Origin of the sequence: Echinicola vietnamensis DSM 17526, assembly GCF_000325705.1 — a bacterium.
In the GTDB taxonomy this organism is placed as follows: Bacteria; Bacteroidota; Bacteroidia; order Cytophagales; family Cyclobacteriaceae; genus Echinicola; species Echinicola vietnamensis.
In genome coordinates this window covers 4711408-4731039 of the sequence record NC_019904.1, presented here as the reverse complement: position 1 = coordinate 4731039, position 19632 = coordinate 4711408, and the positions used below count along the sequence as shown (strand labels likewise).

Genomic DNA, 19632 nt, shown 5'->3' with positions numbered 1-19632 from the left:
CGATCTAAACGGCCACGGCGGATAACATCATTCGAGCAAATCTGTGTTCATCCCTTTTATCCATGGCTTAAACCCGAAAGGTCCTCCTTTTGGGGAAGGAGCCTCCGGGAATAGTGCTTGATCCCCATACGGTGGGCTTATTTTTCGTCGATAACTTCCAATTCCTTCGTGGTCCAAACTTGGCGACCATCTGGTGTAATTTGGCTGACCCTGATTTCATAGGTTCCGGGCACCTGCGAGGCTGTAAATGAAAGGCTTGCCTTTCCGGAATCGTCCAGCTGAACCGATTCTTCCCAAAGCAAAACAGACCTAAAATCTGGAAAATGCTCGTCCTTTTTGGGAGCATTGAACTGCCAGCTTACAGGCTGCTGGATGGGAGGGTATTCCAGGTACAGCGCATGTTCAGGAATGGGGTAGCCTCCAAAGTCATTGTCGTAAGAAGTGAAACTTAGGATTCCATCAAATCCATAGCTGAGAATATAAAAGCGGCGGTTGATGATCTCAGCCCGTTTGATGTTTTCAGGGCTAAACTGGGCAAGCTTATCACTGTCAAAAACGGGCATCCCATCCACAAGGATCAGCGGATTGCCATCAAAGACAGAATGTTCTGGGATATTGGTCAGTTTAAAGTAGTATTTTCCTTTGTTTTTCCGCACCAGTGCCGTGGGCATGTACTCCTTTAGCGTAGTGGCCAAGTCCTCAAAACGATTGTAATCATCCAAGTTGTAGCCGCGGTCAGGGGCGTAGCCAGTGACGATGGGCTGAAGATTTTGCTGCCGAGGTTTTAAAAAGTACGTACTTGTACTGGCACTCAACACCAAATTGTCCAAGAGTTCTTTTTGTGCTGGGGTGATTTCAAGTGGTGGAAAGTCCAACCCTTCAGCGGGAGCATCGGCAAAAGGGAGCTGTAAGTTTAACCCAAAGGGAACCGAATCCACATCCGATTGGAGCAGGAGAAATTCATAGTGCTTCAGGGCTCCCAAGTCAAAGTAGATTTCTCCTTTCCTGTTGGCCTTTCCGAGGTATAAAGCCGATTGGTCACCATGAGCGGAAAGGAAGTACAGTTTGGTCGTGTCCGCTTCTTTTGCCGTCAGCGTGCCTTTGATGATGTGGCCACGAAGTTCCGGTAAAAGCGCTTCCATTTGGGGCTTGGTTTTGGAGGGAGGGGAGTTTTGCACCCATTGCGTCCTATCCAAAAATGGATTTTTCCTGCTGATGGAAACGGTGACCTTGCTGTCGGGGGATGCCGATAAACGAAGACTGGATTGTTCGCCAAGGTTCAGCGCTTCCTTTTCGGGCTGTACCGTAATGGCATTGGAAGCCGTGATGGATTGCCAATTGCCGTCAAGTGGTTTTTCCGCGGCCTTAGGGGCAGGAGGGATGGCAGGATTGATCACAGAAATCAATTCCTGGTGGTACTGGCTGGCATCGTTCAGGGAGGCTGCGTAACGCGAATAAACCCTAAGCAAGTAATGGTCTGAAGGGGTGTTTTCCGGAACGGTGAGGTAAGCAGATGCTTTCCCATTTTTCAAGGGAATGACCGCCCCGCCGAAGCGTTTCCCTGATCGACTGACCAAATCTGCATACGCGAATGTCGACTTGGTCGGCGCTTGGTCCATGGTGATGTTGATGGATAGCGGTAGCCGTTCACCGGCCACGGCAATGGATTGGCCGGCATGGACATAGACGTCCTCTTTTGGCAGTGAGGACACTGGTTGGTTTTGCTGCGCCAGCAGGTTTGATCCCATTATGGCGAATATAAAGAGTAAGGTTAGTCTCATCATCATATTAATTAGCCCAAAAGTCAGGTTGAACATTGGTGCCTCGTAAGGTACAGTCGGTGCATCTTCTACTTCCTCCCCGATAACCAATAATTCCTCCAAAACCTCCTTCTACGATTTGTACTGGTACTGTTCTTCCACTTGAAAACCAATTGGAGGCTTCCGGCACTGGAATGGTATCGTAGATTAAGTCACAACCGGCATAAAAGGGGTTGGTAACAATCCAATGTCCGATATCCAATCGGTCAAAAAACACCCTTTTAGAGGCCGAAGCGCCAGCAGTGACCATGCCGATGGCCTTGTAGCTGCCATTGTCCTGAAAGTGGACGTTGGTATTGATGTTGGAAGGTAATGGGCTGAAAATATCGCCCATATCATTGGTGTTTTTGTTCAGCGTTTCATAAAAGGTAAAGGCTTCCTGCGAGATGGCACGCTGATGGACCAAGATGGAATACCTTTGGGTAAACCTTTCCGAGCCAAAGGGCACTTCTTGGATGACCTTTTCGTAAATGTACTCGTCTTGGAAACGGGCCGATGAGGCAATATTAATGGTGTTGGAATATTCTGTGCGCCAACACCGGTCAATTCGTTCAGTGCTAAGATCTCGATACACCACGGAATCCTGTTCCGGATCAAATTTCAAAAAAGAACGCAATTCCGGATTGAAAATCCAGGTTTCTTCGTACTCCCAAGCGAAATAACGAACATCTTCATTGCCATGTGTGGAAACATAAATCTCCGTTGCAGACCGGTCATTATCTTCTCTTTTTATGCCTACATTCTCGATCGCTGGGCTAATGATCGGCGTAAGCCATTCACTTTGATACAGCCCTTGGTCCGGTATGTCGATGTTTAGTCGGTATTGTTGATCATTGGAAAGCTCGTGCAGCTGGGTGTAGGTGCCATTTTCGGTAAACGGAAGCGGATAGGTCTGTCCCGATTGGCTCTCGATAGATACTTGTGCGTTAGATACCGGTATATAGGAATTCAGCACATCGTTCAGCGAACCGGTAGTGCTCAGTTTAACGACCGTCGCTCGGCCTCCGGTTTCGATGTGCCCTTCCACCACGAGGATACCCAAGTCTTCTTGGTTGATCTCAGGATCGTAAGGCTCACGACAACTGATCAGCAGCAGGGAAAATATGATGAGCGTGTATATGCGTTGGGATAGCTTCATGTCCAATTAGAATTTGAAATTGTAGGTAATGTACGGGATAGGCTGTGCATAGATAGACAATTGATAGCCTCTCAGGTTACCATTTACGGGCGTGAAATATACGGAGTACGGATTACTCCTTCCGAGGAGGTTGTATACCCCCAGTGACCAAGAAGCATGGGCAGGTTTGTCCACTTTGTGGTTTCCTTCCAGGTTCATGGAGAGGTCAACTCTAAAGTAATCAGGAATTCTGTAAGCGTTGCGGTCGGAGAAGTAAACTTGTTCCGCACCATTATAGTAGAATTTTGAAACAGGAAGTGTGATGGGACGTCCTGTGCTGTAATTGGTGTTCAGGGAGACATTGGCGCGTTTGGAAAGCTCATAGTTCATGGCCAGCACTACTGCATGAGGCTGGTCAAAATTACTGGGATACCAGCTGCCGCCATTGATTTTCTCAGCAGGCTCATCTGAAGCGGTTTGAAGCTCAGACCTGGAGTACGTATAACTCAGCCATCCACTCAGCTTTCCTGTGGATTTTTTTACTTGGAATTCCAGCCCATAGGCCCTTCCATCGGTGTTGAGCACATCTTGCTCGATTTCATTGTTTAAGAGCAGTTCCGCCCCACTTCTGTAATCGATGAGGTTTTTCATTCCACGGTAATACACCTCCACGGAAGCTTCCAGCTTATCTTCCTTCAGGAGCAAATCCTTATAGAATCCCACCGAAAACTGGTTGCCTTGCTGTGGCCTGATATAGGGATCACTCAGTTTCCAAGTGTCGGTAGGGGTAGCAGCGGAAGTGTTTGAAAGCAGATGGATGTATTGCCGCGTCGTATGGTAGCCCGCCTTGATAGAGGTGAAATTGTCAATGATATACCGTCCGGAAACCCTTATTTCAGGAGCCGAATAGGTGGTAATCACTTCGTTGTTATCATAGCGCGTTTCGCCGGTGATAGTGGCTTCACTTTTGGGCAGCCCGTCTGCATAATCGTACAGTTGGTTTGGCCCCAAAAAATTATAGATCACGTACCGAACACCATAATCGGCCGTCAGCTTTTCATTGATCTCAAAACGATCTCCAAGATAAAGGGCCGTTTCCAGGGCCTTTTCCCGGTTCACCGTTTCCGGAATGATGATGGATTCGTCGCTTAAAGGGACCATTTTACCCGGGTTCATGTTGTAGTAGATGTTATCCATGCCAAAATGAAGGGTATGCTGATCATCATGCTCGTAGGTGAAGTGTGCCTTCAGGTTGTACTGCTCGATATCAAAATCAAATGCATAAGTGTTGAGCGGATTTTCATATCCTTCGATCCCAAATTCATATTGGTCGATGCCAAGGATGATTTCACCTTCCAGGCGGTCACTGTAATAATGCTTCCAGTTGAGGTTTGCATTGCGGTTGCTGTAATTGAACAACGTGTCTGCCGCAAAATTAAAATCGTCCTGGCTCCAATAGGAAGAAAAGCTCAGTTCGTTTTTGTCGTTAAAATAGTGCTTTAGGTTTAGGTTAAGGTCGTAAAATGATGCGCCGGCAGCATTGAGGTCAGATTTTTCATTGACCAAGTCCAGAAGCCAATCGCTGTAGGTCGCCCGTCCGCTGACCAAAAAGGTGGTTTTCTCACCTATCGGCCCATCAAAGGTCAGCCGGCTGGTAAGCAGTCCAATACCACCCTTTCCATGAAATTTCTCCTGATTGCCATAGTCTCCCTTCACATCCAAGACAGACGATAACCTGCCGCCGTATTGGACTGGCATGCCTGCTTTATGGAGTTCTACTTCCTCCACCATATCGCCATTAAAAGACGAGAAAAAGCCAAACAGGTGAGAAGGATTGTAAACGGTAGAATTATTCAATAGGATCAGGTTTTGGTCGGCAGCGCCCCCCCGGACATTAAAGCCCACGCTGGATTCCCCGACGGTTTTGACACCGGGGAGCGTAAGGATGCTCTTGATGACATCCACTTCGCCCATGACCGATGGCAGTCTTTTCATGGATGCTATGGACATGGTCTCTACCCCCATTTCCGTGCGGTTGATATTGGACAAGCGGTCTGAGCTGACGATAATTTCATCCAAGGAAACGATGCTTTCGTCGATTTGCATGACCAAGCTTCCATCACCCAATAAGTCCACCTGTCGCTGCTCTTGATACTGGCCCAAATGCTGCACGTGAAGGGTGTGTCGGCCTTTAGGCAAGGTGATGCTAAAGCGTCCGTTTTCATCCGTTACAGCGCGCGTGTATTGCTGCTTTTCAAAGACTACTGCGCCAATGATCGGTTCGCCATTCTTGAGGCTGAAGATCCGACCACGCAGGGTGGCCTTGTCACCGTCGTCCTGGTCGTCCGGGCTGCCGATAGTCCATAATTTGTTGCCGGTATAAGCCCTGTCCAGGTAGCGCTCGTCCTGGGTATTTCCCAGGCTGTCCGAAGGCTGCTCCGGGTCAAAGAAATTTTTTGAAAGTCCCGTGTGAAAATGGTCTGTGGTATGGATAAACACTCTTTTCTGGTCGTCAATGGTGTATTGGAGTGGTGTTTTCTCAAACATCAAATCCAACACATCTTCCAGGTCATTTTCCTTGGCGCTGATATTTACGGAAAGCGTGTCCACATCCGCTTCGTCATAGAAGAAGCGATAGGAGGTTTTGTTTTCCACAGTATGGACAAATTGGGAAAAACGAACGCCAGGGAATAATCCCGTGATGGTTTCCTGCTGTCCGTCCTGGCCATATGCCTGAAGTGACATGAGCGTAAGGCATCCCCATAAAAAAAACTGTCGTAGAAGGTTCCTCATAAGTTAACGGTTGATTGATTCGGAAGTGTAAAAATTGCCCAAGGCAATCAGGACCTGTCGTGTGTTCTTTTTGAACCGCAGGCCTTCCTGACGAAGGATCTTATTGATTTGTTTTTTCGAAATTCCCATCGTCTCCACAACGTGTTTTTTACGGGTAACACGCCGAAAGCCATTGGAGGTTTTGATAAAAAAATCTTCATGATTTTCAAACTCAAATGACTTTTCCGAAGAACCGAAATCTTTTTTGATTTCTTCTTCTTTGTAATGCTTGGAGATGATCATGATGTCCTTTTCCCAAAGTACTTCATAATAACCGTTATAATGCCACGTGTATCCCGGCATGTCCGGTAATTGGATGAATTTTCTTCCGCTTACCAGCTGAAACGTCTGCACCTTTCTATGGTCCAAAATAATCTGCTGATAGTTTCGGGGATGATAGGTGATGAGCTGGTCTTTGACGACATCTAAGTTGAGCAAGACCTTGTCGAATTCCTCCCCATTGATGTTCACGGCCCCTTCTCCATAGTCAGAGGATACCAAGAATGGTGTCCCGTCCACATGAAAGGTTCCTCCCACCTCATATTGTCCTCCCGTGGCGGTCTCCTGTGGAAAGGGGATTTTATCCTTGTATGCCTGTTGTAGAAGCGATAGGTCTGTCTGTAAATGCTGGGCATGGCCCATTTGGGAAAGGAAACAGAAAACAAATAAAGCAGTTCCTAAGTAAAAGTAGTTGATCATACAGCAAATTAGGTAATTCGCATATGAAAATGAAAAAGAGTTTGGTAATTGTTTTAATCCAGTGATAAGTGGTATTCAAGCTTAATCGAAAGGAAAATGTGGAGGGCTTTTTAAATACAAAGGAGCCTGCCTCAAAAGTCCATGTCAAGGCGATCTCCAGCGTCTGAGAAGTAATCATCTGGGTACAATACCAGTACATCAAATCACTCCCGTTTACTTGGAATCGCTTGTCCCGAGCATTTTCGGGGACATGTGTTGACTTATGAAACAGCCTCCTTAATTGGACTTGTCAGAAATCATTAACCTTTATTTTTCCACTGAAAGTCCATTTTTGGCCAACGTGTCCTCATTATTGGACAGATCAGACCAGTCAACGGTTAGTTTAGGGTTAATTCCGTTGATGTATTTTTCGATGTTGGTATAGCCATCTCCATTGAGATCGCCATTGGCATCGGTAGGGTCATTGGGGTCCAGGCCGTGTTTGTTTTCCCACTCATCGGGCATGCCGTCCTTATCGGCGTCCTGATAGGGGGTGCCGCTGTAGGTTGGGTAGCCGCCCACCTGGCTGATATCGGTAATGATGCCTTTTTTATAGGAGTCCCTTGGTAGCCTTCGGTGTTCGAATTGGTAGAAGGATTCAGGATCGAGTCCTTTTACGTATTCAGGCTTTCCCGTTTTTACCGTTCGGATGATTCGTTGGTCCACGGGATCCCTTTTGGGAAGAGTGGCCCCTACATTTTCGGTCACAAATTCGACGGCCTTTTCGGTCGGCATGATGGTCATGTGCGGCATGGGAAAAGGCTTGTTGGACTTCATCCTCGGAAAGAAGTGGGTAGCTTCTTCATACGTCATGAGTTTGCCATCTTTTCCTTCCATTTGCACGCCACCTTGCCAATTGTCTGAAGTGACTTTTTCATTGCCCTCCACAATATTGCCGGTAACATATGCCCTGCCAAATACCATGGAGTCCAAATCACTTCTCCCAGCTTCTGGCTTGAGGATCCTGTAACTTACCGGGCGACTGAGGTCGGTTACGGGACCTGGTTTATAATAATTGTTGATGATGTTATATTTTGCTTTATAATCACCACCGTCTGTGGTGCGGTGTGACCAATTGAAGACGATGTTGTTGACGAAATTAAAGATGCCGTTCCAGCCAATGGAAGGATTTCTGCCCGCATTGCTGGCCCACAGGTTTCGCATAAAAGAACAGTTTTCTCCCCCCAGGGTACTGCCCAGTGAGTGATTATAGGTGTCGAGGTCTTCGGAGAAGATGCTGTTTTGAATGGTGATGTTTACCGTAGGCAGCTTTTCACGTTTATATCCTCCTCCTGGATCGTACATGTGCCTGTAGATGGACATGTTTTCGTCCAATCCCCAGCTGGCAGAGACGTGGTCGATCATGATGTTTCCCACGGGGTTTCCTCCGATGGCATCGTCCCTTCTGCCGACAAAGGTTTCTCCTCTGCGGAACCTCATGTGACGGATCACGACATCATGGGTGTCCACCCATACGGTTTCTCCTGCCACACATACGCCATCACCGGGAGCTGTTTGGCCCGCGATTGTCACGTAAGGGGCGCGGATGATCAGGGGTGTTTCCAGTTTGATGATACCCGCCACGTTAAAAACAATGATCCGGGCTCCACCGGTTTCACATGCCTCACGAAGGGTACCGGGGCCGTGATCTTCTAAGCTGGTGACCGTGATGACCTTGCCGCCACGACCGCCAAAGCTGTACATTCCGCCTCCTTCAGCACCTGGAAAGGCCGGAATATCGGCTTGGGGCAGGTCTGTAGGACGGGCAGCCCAAGGAATATAGGGCTTGCCTTGCATTTCTTCCCGGTAAACGGCAATCCGAGCCTTTTCCCAAGCTTCATCTGAGTGCTGTAATGCTGCGGACTTGATAGCGTCTGCCTTTGCCCGCTGCTCGGAGGAAACATCCGGATATTGGGCAAACACTTCCGAAAATGACATGAAAGTGATGACCAAGCATAAAAAGCTGATTCGATTCTTTAGCATTGCAATATGGTTTATTGTTCTGTTGGATCGAACAGGAGAAGTTCTTTCTTGTTTATTCCTGTTTTTTAGTAATGCTAACTTACTTTAATTAATACAATCCAGTAACCAACGGCTTTTCAAAAGGGACATTCTTCCATTGAACCGGGATATTTCGGCCTTGGAATTATGGATGTAAACCCGAGATGTCCTTTTCTTGGAAATGAAGCCCAAAGCGTAAAAAGCTGGGGACAGCAGTATCCTTGTTCCGAAAAATGCAGACATTTATCATCCCACAGCAAGATGGTTTGATCCAAAATGCAGTGTGCCGAGTAGTTTTGGAGGTATCCGCCATCACCGCTTGCGAATGGTGTTTTTGATGGAGAAGGATGTGCTATTTATCCAGCCAGGCTTTGAAATCTGGTGTTTTTTCGCTGCTGATGATGATTTCAGCGTCCAGTGGAGGAGTGAGGTCAAGTTTCACCCTGCCTTTGAAATAAGGGTGTATGGCCGAAACCGAATCGATGTGCAGGATCAGCTGACGGTTGGCGCGGAAAAATGTGTCAGGATCGAGGATGTGTGTAAGTTCGTCTAGTGATTGATCCACGGGATATCGGTCTCCTTCATTGGTAACCAACAGGTTTAGCTTCCGGTCAGTATAGACATAGGCGATATCCCTTGTTTTGATGGAGCGAATTTTCGTTCCTGATTTTACCAAAAACCGGGATTTATACGAAGGCTCTTGTTGCTTCAGCGCGGTGAGCAGCTCATCCACATCGATCGAAGCGGAAGTTGGGCGGGAGGATGCATTGATTTTTTTTAATTTCTCAAGGCTTTGCTTCAGTTTTTCATATGAAAAGGGCTTTAGCAGGTAATCGATGCTGTGTACTTGAAAGGCCTTGATGGCATATTGGTCGTAGGCAGTGGTGAAAATGACCGGGCTGGTCACTTCGACTTGCTGGAAAATCTCAAAACAAACCCCGTCATCTATCTGGATATCCATCATGATCAAGTCGGGCGCGGGGTTTTCCCGGAGCCATTGAACCGTTTCGTGAACAGCGGTAAGGTTGTCTAAGACCTCAATGCCGCTGTCATATTTTTCCATCATTTTCTTCAGTTTTGCGGCAGCTAAATGCTCGTCTTCTACGATCAGTACTTTCATGACAGATACCGTTGGTTTGGCGTTTAGTAAGTGGAGGATTTAAGGCGATCCACTTTTAGTAGTGGAAGCTTAACCGTGAATTTACCATCGTTTTGGGAAATGACCATTTCCTCATCGGAGAAATAGGCCAATCTCTTTTTGATATTTTCCAGCCCAGACTTGGGCAAAGCGGAATATTCCCTGTTTTTGGGCTGATACGTGTTTTCGACGATGATGTACCGTTCCTCTTCCAGGAAGATCCTGATGGTCAATGGTTGGGAAACGGTGGCGATATTGTGTTTAATGGCATTTTCCAACAACATTTGTACGGCCAAAGTGGGAATGTGATGGGAGGGGTTGGCAGCTTGATAGTCGATGGAGATTTTCAGTTGTCGGTTTAGTCGCTGCTGGAAAAGGTAAATATAGGAGTGGATAAATTCGATTTCAGTATCCAATTCGACCAATTCCTCGTCCCGGTGCTGGAGGACATAGCGATACACTTCGGCAAACTTGTCCAGAAAGCGATGGGCATCTTCGGTATCAATATCGATCAGTGAAGAAAGTACATTGAGGTTGTTAAACAAGAAGTGAGGATCAATGTGTACTTTAAGGGATTCCAAGCGGCTTTTGAGGTTTTCTGCTTGGAGCTGTTCGGACCGTAGCGCAGCTTTTTTCCAGCGTTGCATAAAGTATACCCCAAAATTGAGGGACATTACAGGGATAAAAAACAATAGGCCGTAGATGTTCAGCAGCAGCATTTGTTCCCCGTCGGGCGGTAAGCCGATAAAAAGTGTTTTCAGAAAATAGTAGCAGATATTAATACAGACCAATGAATAGACACCACTGGCCAAAAACTGAATCAAAAAGCGACGAAGGGGCAGTTTTCCCCATGGGTGGAGCCTGTCCAGTAGCTGATGGAGCTTGATATTTCCCCAAACCAAAAGGATCAGGACTGCAATGATCCATAGCAGGGCAGCGGCATAACTGGTTTCACCAAAGGCAAACAATCCCAGTACGGGCAGTGCTGCAGCGATCATCGCTACAAAAAACCAATTTTTATTTGTAAAACCCCTCTTTACTTCCATCCAGATAGTAGAAATTAAAACCGAATTGTGTGCAATTTATGTTTTTGCATCGAAAAAGCACTAAGATTGCGCTAGTGATCAAACTTTAGCCGTTGTAAATTTTGCCAAGGAACATAACTGAACTGGCCATCTGTTGATTGGATCATGATGCCCCAGTTGTTTTGGTCCACATCGCTTCGTTCACCAAGAATGATTTTTTGGTCGTCCATCAGGATCACGGCGGTGTGAGTGGCACTTACGGGATAAATTTCCTTGATCAGTGAAAAGGGCACTTGCCTTAACCCACCACCTTTTGCCCAGCCGTCCAAGGTTTCAATGCTCCAATGCTCATCCAGGTCGTAATAAATGGATCCTTTTATTTCCTGTCCACTTTTAAGCGCTACGGTGCCATGCAGGGCATTGGGGATTTTGAAGTCATCGTAGCCAAATCCCGCTCCAGCCGGATACGGAGTGAAATGGGCGGTTTTAAAATCTCCCCACTTCAGTTCTATCTGCCCCCAATGTGGATTGCGGACTTGTATACCGGCATTTTTATTGGTGACATTGCTTAATTCATGCAGGTAAATTTCTTTGTTGGACTGTAGTTGGATAAGTGACCCTTTGTTTTTTGGCCGAATGGATTTTACCTCATAGAAGTGATAGCGGCCCCTGCGATCATCGATGGTGGTGCCATCGAGGTATTGGTCATCGAGGTGCTCATGGAGGTCCCACTTGATCAGGCCCTCATAAGCATATCCCGTTCGCGTGGTTACTTGCCCATAAAGTGGCTTGCTTTCATAATTGGCGAGTGTAGTGGGTGTTCGCTGAAACCGTACTCGCTCAATTTCCCTCCAGGGAAGGCTTGTTCTTTCGCCATTTTGGAGCTGGACGTGGATGGCTTCCCCTAACTGGTGGGCATATTCCGGATCATCGTTTAAAAAAACCCGAATGTTTTCGTGGTTTTTAAGGACAATGGTGGCCTCTTCCTCTCCCGTGACCATGATCTCCAAAATATTGCCAAATTGACTTTGGAAGGTAAGCTTCCGGGAAGGATATTGATTTTTCCATAGGGCCATAAACCCCCAATCGGACTTTTTTTCCCCTGCACTGAGGTGCCTGATGTCTTCTTGTCGGAGGTGGTCAAGGATGGTGTTGTCCCTTTTTTCAGCCACCAGGAGATCCACCCAGAGGTTTTGCCCTGCGCTCCAAGTGATAATTCCTTTCAGTCTCGATTCATCCCGGAGTTCGACTTCACCGTAGATAAAGGCCTCATGCTGGGCATTGAGCTGGAGGCTGGAGAAAACACAAAGCATTAACAACAAAAGGGGCCGAATATGGATCAAGCGGATATACATTTTGGATTTACGAAAATATAAAATAAGTGGAAAACAGGACCATTGGCAATGGCGAATCTTTAAACAGGGACAGTCGATTGCTGAATCGGGATGTCAGCTGGCTGAAAGGAGGGAAGGGAAGTGAGTTTAACGTTTCCCTTGTACCAGGGGCCAGCAGGAAAGGCCAAATTCCATTGAACGTGGGTGGAGGTTTTTCGGCAGGTTAATTTCCCGATTCAGTGGAGAAATATCCATTTTGGCAGGAGATGGTTTAAGATTGGTGAAGAAGGATGGTACTTTTGGGGTATCTAAGAACGCTTAAATGGATGCAACAACCTGACTTGTTTCAGCAGTATCCAAACACCAAAAATAACCCATAGCATCATGATAAAGCGAAAAATGACCACTTTAGGAAAGTACTTTTTAACCTTGGCCGGAGTAATGCATCTTGGCCTGATGGCCATGCAGGGTTACGCACAATCGCCGACGGTGAAAGTTGATTTTGACTTTGGAGGAAGAAAATTGGCAGAAGTAAATGAGCCGGGGTATACCTCCTGGATCGTGGAAGAAGGCCAAAAGGCCGAAGCGACTTTTTCAGGCGTCCACTTTACCATCAGTGGAGAAGGGCTTCAAAGCAGTTGGTACAAGGCAGGTGTTCAAGCTCCCTTTTATGCCCGATTGAGCAATGATGGTATGGTGGCCGAGCGGGAGATTCACATGGAGATCAAAGGACTTCCGGCGGGGAAACATACCTTATTGGGTTTCTTCAATACTTTTGACAACCCGGAGAACCATTCCTTTTCACCGATCGATGTGTATGTCAATGGTGAATTGCAAGCGGATGACCTTATCCCTTCCAACAGAACCGAGAGCAAAGCGGCGACTGCCACAGGGTATTTGGAGTTTGAGGTGGCCGCAGGCGAATCGGTAAAGATCAGGATGGTGAATGACCCCAAAGCAGATGGAGATGCAGCAGAGTTGGTATGGAATGGCTTTGAACTGAACACGCCCAATATCAAGCAGCAGGCGAAGACGCCATTTCCTGAAGATGGGGATGAGCATGTGGAGGCAGAAAATGGGGTGACCTTGACATGGAAGCCTGCAAAAGGAAGCGTCAAACACCAACTTTATTTCGGGACTTCAAAAGCGGCTGTAGCGGCCGCCACACCCAATAGTGACCTCTATCAAGGAGAATTATCATCCGCAGCATATCAGGTGTCGGACCTTTACAGCATGGATACCTATTATTGGCGGGTGGATGAAATAGATGAAAAGGGCGCATTGACCAAAGGAAATATTTGGTATTTCAGGCCCGCACAATTGGCCTTTAGAGGAGCAGAGGGCTATGGTCGCTATGCACGAGGCGGAAGAGGTGGAAAAGTGGTCACGGTGACCAACCTTAACGACAGTGGCCCAGGAAGTTTAAGAGCGGCCGTTACCAATGATATAGGGCCTAGAACAATCGTTTTTTCCGTGGGAGGGACCATTGAGCTGAAGTCCAGACTGGTGTCAAACCAGCGTTACGTGACGATCGCCGGTCAGACGGCGCCAGGGAAAGGTATTATGATCGAGCGAGCACCCCTTGGCATTACCGGAGACGATGGAGTGGCCCGTTTTCTTCGGGTAGGAATCGGTGCCGGCAGAACATTTGATGGCATGGGGCTTACCGGTGCTAATTACAGCATTATCGATCACTGTTCCATCAGATGGACGATCGATGAATCCTTTAGCTCTCGAGGGGCACACCACATCACTTTACAGAAGACCCTGATTGCCGAAGCTTTGAATGTGGCAGATCACAGCAAATATGAAGAAGGAAAGATGCACGGCTATGCAGCCACGATAGGCGGAGATATTGGTAGTTTCCACCATAATTTGTTGGCGCATAATTACGGTAGAAACTGGAGTATGGGAAGCGGGTTGGATGGCAATGCCTACTACAAAGGCAAGCTGGACATCAGAAACAATGTCGTTTATAATTGGGGAAGCAGAACCACGGACGGAGGATCCCATGAGGTGAATTTTGTCAATAATTATTACAAGCCCGGACCGGGTACCAAGCATTTTATAGCCTTGACCATTGATCATGAGGGCGTTGGTCTTGGAACACAGCGGGGTTATTTTTCCGGTAATGTCATGCCGGGTTATTTTGATGAGGACAATCAGGAAGAGGGCAGAAGAGAGCGTTATCATAATGGTGATTATAAGAAGTACGAAGGCTTTGTCGATAAGCCGTTCTTTCCTTCTCATGTCACCACCCAACCTGCACGGGAAGCTTATAAAATCGTCCTTTCGGATGTCGGTGCCAACCAGCCGGTGTTGGACGATCATGACCAAAGGATTATCCAAGAAACCCTGGACAGCACTTATACTTATAAAGGCAGTCTGAGCGGTATTCCCGGGATGCCGGATACAGAGCAAGATGTCGGCGGATGGGAAGAATACCCTGAGGTGCACCGATCAGAAAACTGGGACAGTGACCTGGATGGGCTGCCCGACTGGTGGGAAGTAGCGAAAGGATTGAACCCCGAAAGTCCAAGCGATGACTTCTCAGATGCCAATCAAGATGCCGATCGGGATGGATTTACCCAACTGGATGATTACTTGGACTGGATGGCGCGGCCGCATTATTTTCTTAGCAAAGGAGAACTGCTCGAGCTTGATCTATCGACTTTGTTTAAGGGCTTTGAAGAATCGCCTCGTTTTTCAGTGATGGATCGGTCCGAAGGGCAAGGATTTGAAATTTCGGATGGAGAGTTGACATTCAAGGCTAAAGATGCGGGGTTTGCAGCCGTGAAAGTTAAAGTAAAAGATCAGGAAGGACATACCATGACCAGAATGGTAAATGTCTTTGTAAAAGATAATTAATTCGTTATTTGGGTTTTTGTTAATTGATGGCAGTGCTTGCCTTCTGGGTGAGGATTGCCTAAAAGAAAGGTTGGAGTGGAAACACTTCAACCTTTTTAGCTTTCGGGCAACCGTATTTTTTAGTTCTTTAGCTGGATTTATGCATTGGGCTTACGTGCGGCATGAAATGGGACAGCACCAGGGTGTTTCAGCGTGTGGGTGAAATTATAAATCGTAGTATAACGAAGGGTTCAAAACTATTTAAGATCACCATAATTTTTCTACTGCACACTCCGTGTTTAGTTAACTAGCGCTGGTGTATCCGTGCTGGTTTCCTTGAGCAGTTTAAGGACAGCTGAGTGCAGGGACCGAAAAGTAAAAGGCTTATTTACGATTTCCTTTTTAAGCTTGCAGTTACATTGTTCGATTTCATTTGGGCCTAGAAGGCCTGGGGAGAGGATTATCAGAGGACAGTGGTAATGGGCGCACAATTGGTCGATTTTCGCTAGGAATGCATGATCATTTCGATCTTCAAAACCCACGATTAACAGGGAAGGATGATGCGAAGGGATTTTTATACCTTCGGGCAATGATTTTAAGACAACGGGATTGAAATTGCCATATTTTAGCATTTCGCAAATGTTGTCCGCCAGATCAAGATCCTTTTCAAAGATTACAATTTCAGCCATATCAAATAATTGGAAAGATGCTTCAAGACTCCTTATCAATTTAAATGCCGCATTACGATTGACATGAATCCCTCAGTGAGTTGGTGTATCTTGATAGAGGGATTTGCTAAGGCTTGTCTCTTTCCGTGTTGATTAATATAAGGGGTTCTTTAATGATTGAGTATTGCTACTTGTAAATGAACAAAGAATTTTAATCTTAATAAAAAAATATTCAATAAAAGAAGTGTTTTATGATAAAAATCATCTTTTCATGGTGTTTTTTTAACCGTTCAGCTGCGTTATGGATCCATTTGTTGTTTAAAGAAGGTAAATCCTTGTAGGAGTCGTCCTGTGAGGCATGACCAATGTATATGAACATAACGACAAAAAAATAGAGGTTAGGATGAAAAAACATAGGTGATTTACACGGGGGCATCCAAAATTATGGAAAGGATACTTTTGAAGTAAAGAGGAATTGGCTACTTTTAGTAAGTAATTTTTGCATGTTTAAGGAGCCGTAAAGAGCTTTTCTGAAGGCGTTATTTTACGCGTTACCATCCACCTTTTAATGTCACTAAAGATGAAGATCACAGCATTCAGTGCCCACAAATTTGAACATAGTTATTTAAAGGAAGCACTTTCGGATCACGAGCTGAAGCTCTTGGAGGTGCGGTTGACAATGGATACGGTAGACCTGGCAGCAGGAAGTGATGCGGTAGCGATTTTTGTGACCGATAATGGTTCCCGACCGGTACTGGAAAAGTTACAGCAATTTGGCGTGAAGTATTTGGCATTACGCTCTGCAGGGTTTAACCATGTCGATCTTTCTGCCGCGGAGGAATTGGGGCTAAAAGTGGCCCGGGTGCCTGAGTATTCTCCTGCAGCCATTGCGGAGCATACCGTTGCGCTGATGCTCGCATTGAACCGTAAATTGGTCAAAGCCCATAACCGCGTGCGGGATTTGAATTTTTCCTTGGATGGCCTGGTGGGGTTTGACATGGAAGGGAAAACCATTGGTATCGCCGGTACCGGTAAGATTGGCAGCAAAGTGGCCAAAACCCTCAGCGGATTTGGGTGCAGGTTGTTGGCATATGATCCCTATATCAATGAAAGCTTGAAAGCGGAATTGGAGATCGAATACGTGGATTTTAAAACGCTCTGTACCGAATCAGATATCATCACCCTCCATTTACCACTCTCATCTTCATCCCAATACATGATCAATTCGTCCAGTATGGAAGACATGAAAAAGGGAGTGATGCTCATCAATACGAGTCGAGGAGCCTTGGTGAATACCAAAGAGGTCATCGAGGCCTTAAAAACCGGAAAAATCGGTAGTTTCGGGATGGATGTGTACGAAGAGGAAGAAGACCTGTTTTTTGAAGATCATTCGGAAGATATCCTGCAGGATGACGTGATCGCCCGTTTGCTTACGTTCCAGAATGTCTTGATCACCAGCCACCAGGCATTTTTGACCAAAGAAGCACTGGAAAAAATAGCTGGAGTCACAGCCTTTAACCTCAACTGCTGGGCAAAAAATGAATCCAGTCCTCATGAGCTTAAAGGAGGCTAAGGGCTGCAATTAGCCTTCGGGTCTCCTCGGGGAAAGGGCTTTGTGTTTATTTTTTAAGATTTTGTTGTCAATAGGCGTTCATTTGGTTAAATTATATCCAAGAGAAGCACATGGTATTTCGAATTCGTGCAATTGGCTCAAAAAAGGTGATTTCAACTAAATATTGGTTGGGATATCGTTTCGAATTCAGGGTCACAACAGGGGATGCCGGTTTTGGGGGATGGGATTACCAAGCCACCAAAACAAATGTGGCCTGAATCCACGATAGAAACAAGGGCATGCCAAAAGTAGACGCAATCCACCCCATAAGTTATGAAGGCTGGTTTTGGAGATCAAAAAGAAAGCTCAAACGTGCACCAAAACGGTGACTTGAGTACTGAGTTTTATGCGCTTGGTGAGCATTGGAGGTCTGATTTGGCCTTTTATCAAGATGAAATTCGTTTTCTAAAGGAACTAATGGCGGGGTATTTCCATCATTTTTTGGAAGATCTTGATTTTAATTTCTCCAGGAAAATAGAAAACCGGTTGGCCATTTTGGATCGAAGAAGGGAAGAGGTAGATGACAAAGTCAGCCGCCAGCTCCATGAGATCAGTCAAGGCTGCTATACAGGTCGTCCCGTGTCAAGGGAGGTATTCAGGCGCCAAGAGGAATTGGAAGCATTGGTAGCCCTTTTTGCAAAGGATTTTAGAATCCTAAAAAAACAAATCTTTAGGCTGACCGAGGACGGGTTAAGCCGCTTGCGAAAAGAAAATGATCAAGAATATCAGGGGTTGTGAATATTTCTAGCATGGTTGTTGATTGAATATGAGTGTGCGTATCCATTTGGTACATAAGTTTTTAACCATGGGACGTAATTTTGTAAAATAAAATTAAAATTAGTTTAAATCACTAAAAATTGTAAAATTATGGGTGAAGGAAAAGTATTATTAGGAGTAGTAGCCGGATTGGCTGCTGGAGTTGCCTTGGGAATTATGTTTGCTCCTGATGAAGGAGGCAAGACTAGAAAAAAAGTCCAAAAACAAGGCGAAGATTTGGCTCATTCCCTCAACGGAAAGTTAGACAAGAAATTTGATGAATTAAAAGGTTCTATCTCTGATCTTAGCAAAAAGGTCAAGGCACAAAAAGATGCTGTAATTGCTAAAGAATCTTAATTTTAAAGCATCCTAAGCCATTAGGCTAGAATATTTGATAAAAAGTCCTCGGTTGCGAAACCGGGGACTTTTTTGTTTTTTCAATGCATGTTTTGGCGTTTCAACTGATCAAGCAATATTTCTGGGAGGGGAGAGTTTGTTATCTAGGGGAATAATGATTCGCCACGAAGGCTCAAAGGCACAAAGCAATTATTAATGACTTTCCGTGTAGATTATAGCATCCACTTCGTGTCTTGGGTACATTTTTATTTAGCCTGGGTTTTGCCATCGATATAGCCTTAATTCCTGTTATTTTGCATCAAGTCATATTTTTGGGGAGATGAACACGGATTTACAATGCCTAAGCATCCTATCTTCTGTCTTTATCAACGTTCATCCGTGGCCGAATAGCATACCATCGAAAAGACTAGTCCCGAACTTTTACGCTTGGTCTAAGAGGATCACCTTGGATTTTTTTTCAGCCCGACAGGGACTTCAAGTAGATGTTTGTCCCCAAACCCCATGCTGGAAACGAAGGCTAAAAGCCTAGCTCAGCACTTCGGTAGCCCCCTTCTTGATGATCAATGGGATCAAGCCACTTTTCCAGGGAATAAATATTGACATGTTCTGATGAAAGAATACTTCACACCGTTACAACGATGGTTTTCCGCTATCCGCACAAATGGGTTTTAGCGGGAAGTTGTGGGGAATAGGGCGGTCAATGCGGCTAAAACCGGCTATATTGTATGGGCAAATTTACCATGGGCTTCACCCCATGGCTAAGAATGTGTCGAGGTTGTCTCATAAATAAATAATCCGTCATCACGAGCGGAGTGAAGTGATCTCGATGAGCTTTCATTGCACGGATGACGAGATTGCTTCTTCCGATATCCATCGGAATCGCAATGACGAGGACTTATGAGACAGCCTCTATTTTTCGAACATATATAAGACATAATGATAGTTACAAAATATCTTGTGTTTCACCTCTCCCCAGATCACCCCATGGATAAAATGTGATCAAGCGATAATAATGGAGTACTTATACGAGGGCATGACAAATGCCCTTCCCTGCAGTCCATATTTCAAATGCGGACTAGATGATGAATTTAGTTATCAGAACAATGATACGCCGCCAAAGCCAACATGCACTTGGTGCCTTGGTGTCTTTGTGGCATTTTTTTTATCCGTGGTTTTGCCAATAAGTAAAACTGGCAGTCCCCAACTTTTCCGCTTGATCCACAAAAGTGGTGGGGCAGTTGGTTTAATGATGGGGAAAGTATAAAGTACGCGGTAGGGCTTTCCTGCAAGGCAGGGATCGCCCGTGTTGCGGGTACTCCTTTAACCCGCATTATGCATTAGCCTATCTACACCACGGTGCACAAGTATTGCGACCTGAACCTACTTC

The 19632-nt window shown here is 45.9% G+C and carries 13 protein-coding genes; 5 read left to right on the top strand and 8 right to left on the bottom strand.

Annotated features, from left to right (window positions below; translation table 11 throughout):
• Window positions 1-137 precede the first annotated feature (137 nt).
• From ECHVI_RS19195 to ECHVI_RS19160, 8 genes are all read right to left on the bottom strand, one after another.
• A complete protein-coding gene (locus tag ECHVI_RS19195; RefSeq protein ID WP_041738924.1) occupies window positions 138-1748 on the bottom strand; it encodes a hypothetical protein in 1611 nt (536 codons plus the stop codon).
• A 40-nt stretch (window positions 1749-1788) separates the two neighbouring features.
• The gene (locus ECHVI_RS19190; RefSeq protein WP_015267694.1) at window positions 1789-2958 is read right to left on the bottom strand and encodes a DUF4249 domain-containing protein; all 1170 of its coding nucleotides are present in this window, start codon (window positions 2956-2958) and stop codon (window positions 1789-1791) included.
• Between the two features lie 6 nt (window positions 2959-2964).
• A complete protein-coding gene (locus ECHVI_RS19185) occupies window positions 2965-5730 on the bottom strand; it encodes a TonB-dependent receptor (protein ID WP_015267693.1) in 2766 nt (921 codons plus the stop codon).
• A 3-nt stretch (window positions 5731-5733) separates the two neighbouring features.
• Window positions 5734-6468, bottom strand: coding sequence for a hypothetical protein (locus ECHVI_RS19180; protein WP_015267692.1), 735 nt, complete (start codon window positions 6466-6468; stop codon window positions 5734-5736).
• Window positions 6469-6774: 306 nt separating this feature from the next.
• Window positions 6775-8490 carry a pectate lyase family protein gene (locus ECHVI_RS19175; RefSeq protein WP_015267691.1) on the bottom strand — a complete coding sequence of 572 codons (1716 nt, stop codon included), beginning with the start codon at window positions 8488-8490 and terminating at the stop codon, window positions 6775-6777.
• Between the two features lie 370 nt (window positions 8491-8860).
• The gene (locus ECHVI_RS19170) at window positions 8861-9628 is read right to left on the bottom strand and encodes a LytR/AlgR family response regulator transcription factor (protein WP_015267690.1); all 768 of its coding nucleotides are present in this window, start codon (window positions 9626-9628) and stop codon (window positions 8861-8863) included.
• 23 nt (window positions 9629-9651) lie between these two features.
• A complete protein-coding gene (locus tag ECHVI_RS19165; protein WP_015267689.1) occupies window positions 9652-10692 on the bottom strand; it encodes a sensor histidine kinase in 1041 nt (346 codons plus the stop codon).
• 71 nt (window positions 10693-10763) lie between these two features.
• The gene (locus ECHVI_RS19160; protein ID WP_015267688.1) at window positions 10764-12026 is read right to left on the bottom strand and encodes a hypothetical protein; all 1263 of its coding nucleotides are present in this window, start codon (window positions 12024-12026) and stop codon (window positions 10764-10766) included.
• Between the two features lie 26 nt (window positions 12027-12052).
• Here ECHVI_RS19160 and ECHVI_RS19155 point away from each other — a divergent pair, with 26 nt between their 5' ends.
• From ECHVI_RS19155 to ECHVI_RS19125, 5 genes are all read left to right on the top strand, one after another.
• The gene (locus ECHVI_RS19155) at window positions 12053-12232 is read left to right on the top strand and encodes a hypothetical protein (protein WP_041738917.1); all 180 of its coding nucleotides are present in this window, start codon (window positions 12053-12055) and stop codon (window positions 12230-12232) included.
• Window positions 12233-12389: 157 nt separating this feature from the next.
• A complete protein-coding gene (locus ECHVI_RS19150) occupies window positions 12390-14873 on the top strand; it encodes a hypothetical protein (RefSeq protein ID WP_015267687.1) in 2484 nt (827 codons plus the stop codon).
• A 1227-nt stretch (window positions 14874-16100) separates the two neighbouring features.
• Window positions 16101-17093: a 2-hydroxyacid dehydrogenase gene (locus ECHVI_RS19135; RefSeq protein WP_015267684.1), complete on the top strand. Its 993-nt coding sequence runs from the start codon at window positions 16101-16103 to the stop codon at window positions 17091-17093.
• A gap of 312 nt (window positions 17094-17405) precedes the next feature.
• On the top strand, window positions 17406-17870 hold the full coding sequence (locus ECHVI_RS19130) for a hypothetical protein (RefSeq protein ID WP_015267683.1): 465 nt from the start codon (window positions 17406-17408) through the stop codon (window positions 17868-17870).
• 129 nt (window positions 17871-17999) lie between these two features.
• A complete protein-coding gene (locus ECHVI_RS19125) occupies window positions 18000-18245 on the top strand; it encodes a YtxH domain-containing protein (RefSeq protein ID WP_015267682.1) in 246 nt (81 codons plus the stop codon).
• Window positions 18246-19632 lie beyond the last annotated feature (1387 nt).